The 4,449-nt window shown below is 67.2% G+C and carries 7 protein-coding genes; 4 read left to right on the top strand and 3 right to left on the bottom strand.

The features are described 5' to 3' along the window. The 3 genes from VGH54_RS12475 to truA form a co-directional block, all read left to right on the top strand. A partial coding sequence (locus VGH54_RS12475; RefSeq protein WP_331512307.1) for a DNA-directed RNA polymerase subunit alpha C-terminal domain-containing protein occupies positions 1-327 on the top strand: 327 nt, incomplete at its 5' end. Positions 328-386: 59 nt separating this feature from the next. Continuing rightward, a complete protein-coding gene (gene rplQ, locus VGH54_RS12470; RefSeq protein ID WP_331512306.1) occupies positions 387-965 on the top strand; it encodes a 50S ribosomal protein L17 in 579 nt (192 codons plus the stop codon). A gap of 10 nt (positions 966-975) precedes the next feature. Beyond that, a complete protein-coding gene (truA, locus tag VGH54_RS12465; protein WP_331512305.1) occupies positions 976-1,848 on the top strand; it encodes a tRNA pseudouridine(38-40) synthase TruA in 873 nt (290 codons plus the stop codon). A gap of 1 nt (position 1,849) precedes the next feature. On the opposite strand, the gene VGH54_RS12460 is transcribed toward truA, so the two are convergent. From VGH54_RS12460 to VGH54_RS12450, 3 genes are all read right to left on the bottom strand, one after another. Next, positions 1,850-2,473: a cutinase family protein gene (locus tag VGH54_RS12460; protein WP_331512304.1), complete on the bottom strand. Its 624-nt coding sequence runs from the start codon at positions 2,471-2,473 to the stop codon at positions 1,850-1,852. A gap of 125 nt (positions 2,474-2,598) precedes the next feature. Beyond that, positions 2,599-3,279, bottom strand: a complete 681-nt coding sequence (locus VGH54_RS12455) for a cutinase family protein (protein ID WP_331512303.1) — start codon at positions 3,277-3,279, stop codon at positions 2,599-2,601. 48 nt (positions 3,280-3,327) lie between these two features. Further along, positions 3,328-4,140, bottom strand: a complete 813-nt coding sequence (locus VGH54_RS12450; protein ID WP_331512309.1) for a cutinase family protein — start codon at positions 4,138-4,140, stop codon at positions 3,328-3,330. Positions 4,141-4,361: 221 nt separating this feature from the next. Here VGH54_RS12450 and VGH54_RS12445 point away from each other — a divergent pair. Then, a partial coding sequence (locus tag VGH54_RS12445; RefSeq protein ID WP_331512308.1) for a type VII secretion protein EccB occupies positions 4,362-4,449 on the top strand: 88 nt, incomplete at its 3' end.

Below are 4,449 nucleotides of genomic sequence, written 5' to 3'. Positions count from 1 at the left end.
GAGGCCGACCACATCGCGTCGTTCGCGCTGCCGATCGACGACCTGGATCTGACCGTGCGCTCCTACAACTGCCTCAAGCGTGAGGGCGTGCACACCGTCGGAGAACTGGTGTCGCGCACCGAGTCCGACCTGCTCGACATCCGCAACTTCGGTCAGAAGTCGATCGACGAGGTGAAGGTCAAGCTGCACCAGTTGGGTCTGTCGCTCAAGGACAGCCCGGCCAGCTTCGACCCGTCCGAGGTCGCCGGCTACGACGTCGCCACCGGCACCTGGTCCGCCGAGGGCAGCTACGACGACACGGACTACGCCGAAACCGAACAGCTCTAAAGAATTCCGTCCCGGTCCTACCTGATACTCCGGACCGGCCCCATTTAGGAGAAGTCGCAATGCCCAAGCCCACCAAGGGTCCTCGCCTCGGCGGATCGTCTTCGCACCAGAAGGCGATCCTGGCCAACCTGGCGACGGCGCTGTTCGAGCACGGTCGGATCAAGACCACCGAAACCAAGGCTCGGGCATTGCGGCCCTACGCGGAGAAGCTGATCACCCACGCCAAGAAGGGCACGCTGCACAATCGGCGTGAGGTGCTGAAGAAGATCCGCGACAAGGACGTGGTACACAGCCTGTTCGCCGAGATCGGGCCGTTCTTCTCCGACCGCAACGGCGGCTATACCCGCATCATCAAGGTCGAGAACCGCAAGGGCGACAACGCGCCGATGGCGGTCATCGAGCTGGTGCAGGAGAAGACGGTGACCTCCGAAGCTGATCGCGCGCGTCGGGTGGGCGCTTCCAAACCCGCCGCCAAGGCCGCGCCGGCTGCGGCCGAGCCGAAGGCCGAAGAGGTTGTGGCCGAGGCCGAAACGACCGAGGCCGCGCCGGAGGCTGCTACCGAGGTGGAAGCGGCTGAGCCGGAGGCTTCGGAGCCGCACGCCGCTGAAGCGGAAGCCGAGGACGCTGACGAGTCCTGACGATTTGCCGTTGAACGACGTGCCCGCCATCGACTCCGATGGCGGGTGCGTTCGTCTAAGGCTCGATATCGCTTACGACGGTACAGATTTCGCCGGGTGGGCGACACAGTCCGGTCAGCGCACCGTCGCGGGTGTACTCGAGGGGGCGCTGTCGACGGTGTTTCGCAGCCAGTTGCGGCTGTGGGCGGCCGGTCGCACCGACACCGGCGTGCATGCCACCGGCCAGGTCGCCCATGTCGACGTTCCGGTCGACGAGTTGCCGAACGCCTATCCGCGCTCACCGCGGCCGAATCAGTACGAATTTCAGCCGCTGGTCCGACGGCTCGGCCGACTGCTACCCACCGACGTTCGGGTCCGCCAGATCGTCCGTGCGCCAGCGGGTTTCGACTCGCGGTTCTCGGCGCTGCGACGCCATTACGTCTATCGGCTTTCCACGGCCGACTTTGGCGTGGAGCCGCATCAGGCCCGCTACATCACCAGTTGGCCGCGAGCCCTCGATGTCGACGCGATGGCCGGCGCGTCACGAAACCTGTTGGGGCTGAACGACTTCGCCGCGTTTTGCCGTCACCGCGAAGGGGCCACGACGATTCGCGACCTGCAACGGTTCGACTGGGAGCGTGACGGCGATCTGATCACCGCGCACGTCACCGCCGATGCGTTCTGTTGGTCGATGGTGCGATCATTGGTCGGCGCGCTGCTGGCGGTCGGTGAGCATCGGCGCACCGCCGACTGGTGTGCTGAGCTGCTGACCGACACCCGCCGCTCCAGCGATTTCGCCGCCGCGCCGGCCCGGGGTTTGACGCTGGTGGGAGTGGACTACCCGCCCGACAGCGAGTTGCAGTCGCGCACGCTGATCACCCGCGAATTGCGTACGCGGGACTGATCTATAACTTGCCGGCGACGAAGCCGGCCGCCTGATCGACCAAGCCCGAGTCGATGTAAGACGGCTGCAGGTGCGACGACCAATGCAGGTCGCGCGTGCCTCCTCTGTTGCAAATCGGATCGCCGGCGGCGCACTGGTCGATGGTCTTACCGGCGAAGGCGGGGGCGGGTCGCCGGGTGCCATTACCGAACAACGCGACCGCCGCGACGTGCTGATTCGCACCCGGCGGTACACGGCTCCAGGTCGCGAGGTCGGCCACCTCGGCACCCAGCGAATAGCCGCCCAGCACCAGCTTGGTGTTCGGGCAACTGGCCGCCATCTGTTGGACATGGGCGCCCAAGTCGTTGGCGCCGCTGTCGACGCTGATGTTTGCGGGATAGTTGACCCCGTAGGAGCCGATCGTCATGTGCGGCACCTTCCGCTGCAGCGAGCTGATGAAGGCCTGGCCGACCGCGCCGACGCCGGGGGCTTCTTCGCGGCCGCGGGCGAAGTCGACTTCGGCGTCCGGGCAGGCCGCCGATGCCTTCGCAATGGTCGTCGTCGCGAGCGGTGCCAGCGCCGGGGCAGCCAGCAGGCCCAAGGCGAGCAACCCCGCTGCCGTGAAGCCGGCTAACCGCTGTGCCATCGTGACCTGCGGCGCACACGCGCCTGCGAAGGCGGAACGATCGGGGCGAATCGCATGAGCAAAAGTTAGCGGGTGAAGCTAAAGGCCCGCTGATACCGACCTGTGGGTTCGATCGGCGAATACGGCTATGCCAGCTTGCCCGCGACGAAGTCGGCGGCCTGATTGACCATGCCGTCGCTGATATAGAGGCTGCCAGCGTGTTGCGGCCAGTTGTCCTGCCAGGTGTGCGGGTCGGCCGGGTTGCAGATCGGGTCGGCGCCGTGGCACATGTCGATGGTCCGGTCGGCGTAGACCGGGTTGAAATTCGCGATCGGCCCGACCCATTGGGTGCCGTTGCCGAACAGCGCGATCGCCGCGATGTGCTGGTCGGCGCCCGGCGGCAGCGGATTGGTGAAACCGAACATCGGGCCGGGAGCCGCCATCACGACGTCGGTGGCCGCCGCGCCCAGCGAGTAGCCACCCAACACCACGCGGGTGTTCGGGCAGCCGTTGATGGTCGATTGGACATGCGCGCTTATGTCGTTGGCGCCGACGTCGATCTGGGTGTCGGCGGGGTAGCGCACCGCGTAGAGGCTGACGTTCCGGTTGACTCTCGACCGCAGCGCGCTGACGAAGGCGTTACCGACGACGCCGGCGCCGGGCGATTCCTGCCGTCCGCGGGCGAACACCACGTCGACGTCGGGGCAGGAGGCCGAAGCCGTCGGGATCAGCGTCGCGGGGGCAAGCATCAAGCCTGCGGCGAGAAAGGCGGCGGCGCACACGCCCCGAATCGACCGTGATGAGTGGGCTATCGAGCGCAGTTTCATGCCCCGACAGTAATCCGCCGCTGCAAGATCAGCGCAGTGACCGTCTGATCAGTGAAACGCGGTGGGCTGGGTCTGGCTGACCACGGTCGGACCCGGGACGTCGGGGTTGGGGTTGGGCCCAGGCAGCGGGCCCTGACCAGGCAGCGGACCCTGACCAGGTCCGGGCGGAACGCCGAGAGGGCCGGGGCCAGGCGGAACGCCCAGCGGTCCGTCGGATGTGGTGGGGGGCAGTACCGACAGCAGCCGGGTCTGCACGAAGCTGGCGGCCTGGTTGGTGTAGACGGGCACGTAGCCTTCGGTGTGCCCGCTCCACTGGTTGCCCTGGCCGGCGTGGCAGATCGGGTCTTCGGGGTTGCAGTAGTCGACGGCCTTGGCGCCGAACATTGCGCTCTGAGCCGCGATGGTTCCGCCGCTACGGTCGGCCGGGTTGCCGAACGTGGTGACCGCGATGACGTGGCTGGCGTATTGCGGCGGCAGCGAATCGCCCCAGCCGACGCCGCCAATATGCGTTCCGGTGACGATGTCGACCACCGACGCGCCCTGCGAGTATCCGCCGAGCACCTGCGGGGTGGCCGGGCATTTGTCGGCCACGTCCTTGATGTGCTTGATGGCGTCCTTGGCGCCGTCGTTGCCGTGCAGCTGCAGCAGCGTGGCCCGGTAGTTGACCGGATAGGCGTCGATGTTCTTGCCGGTGTTCTGGCGCAGACTGTCGACGAGGGCCTGGCCGACGAGTCCCAGCCCGGTCGGCTCGTCGGTACCGCGGGCGAACGTCACCGCGACGTCCGGGCAGTTGTCGGCCTTGGCCGAGGGCACCGCGCTTTGGATGGCGCTCGGTGCGACCGTCAAGGCGCCTGCGGCCAGCACCGCGGCGGCCCCCAGCCCGGCCCAGCGAAAGCCGCGTGACCAGGCACGATGGGATGCGAGACGGGTCTTGCGGCTGATGCTCACCAGGTGATTCTACGGATTTTCGGGCCCGCGGTCATATCCACGGTTTTCCGGGGTCTGGCTGTGGATCGTCGAGGGCCCGCGGCGTGACCAGTACATATCGTGAAGCCGAACTGACGAAGGGCTTGGGGGACTGGATGGCATACCAACCGACCACGAGGCTGCAGGTCAGCGGATACCGATTCATGCGGCGCCGCATGGAGTGCGCGCTGCTGGGCAGGGACC

The sequence above is a fragment of the Mycobacterium sp. genome, assembly GCF_036488105.1.
In the GTDB taxonomy this organism is placed as follows: Bacteria; Actinomycetota; Actinomycetes; order Mycobacteriales; family Mycobacteriaceae; genus Mycobacterium.
This window is presented reverse-complemented; position numbering and strand designations above follow the sequence as displayed.

Coding starts and splice junctions, on each gene's coding strand:
- VGH54_RS12455 (WP_331512303.1), bottom strand. CDS start 3,279: ATGAAACTGCGCTCGATAGCCCACTCATCACGGTCGATTCGGGGCGTG.
- VGH54_RS12460 (WP_331512304.1), bottom strand. CDS start 2,473: ATGGCACAGCGGTTAGCCGGCTTCACGGCAGCGGGGTTGCTCGCCTTG.
- rplQ (WP_331512306.1), top strand. CDS start 387: ATGCCCAAGCCCACCAAGGGTCCTCGCCTCGGCGGATCGTCTTCGCAC.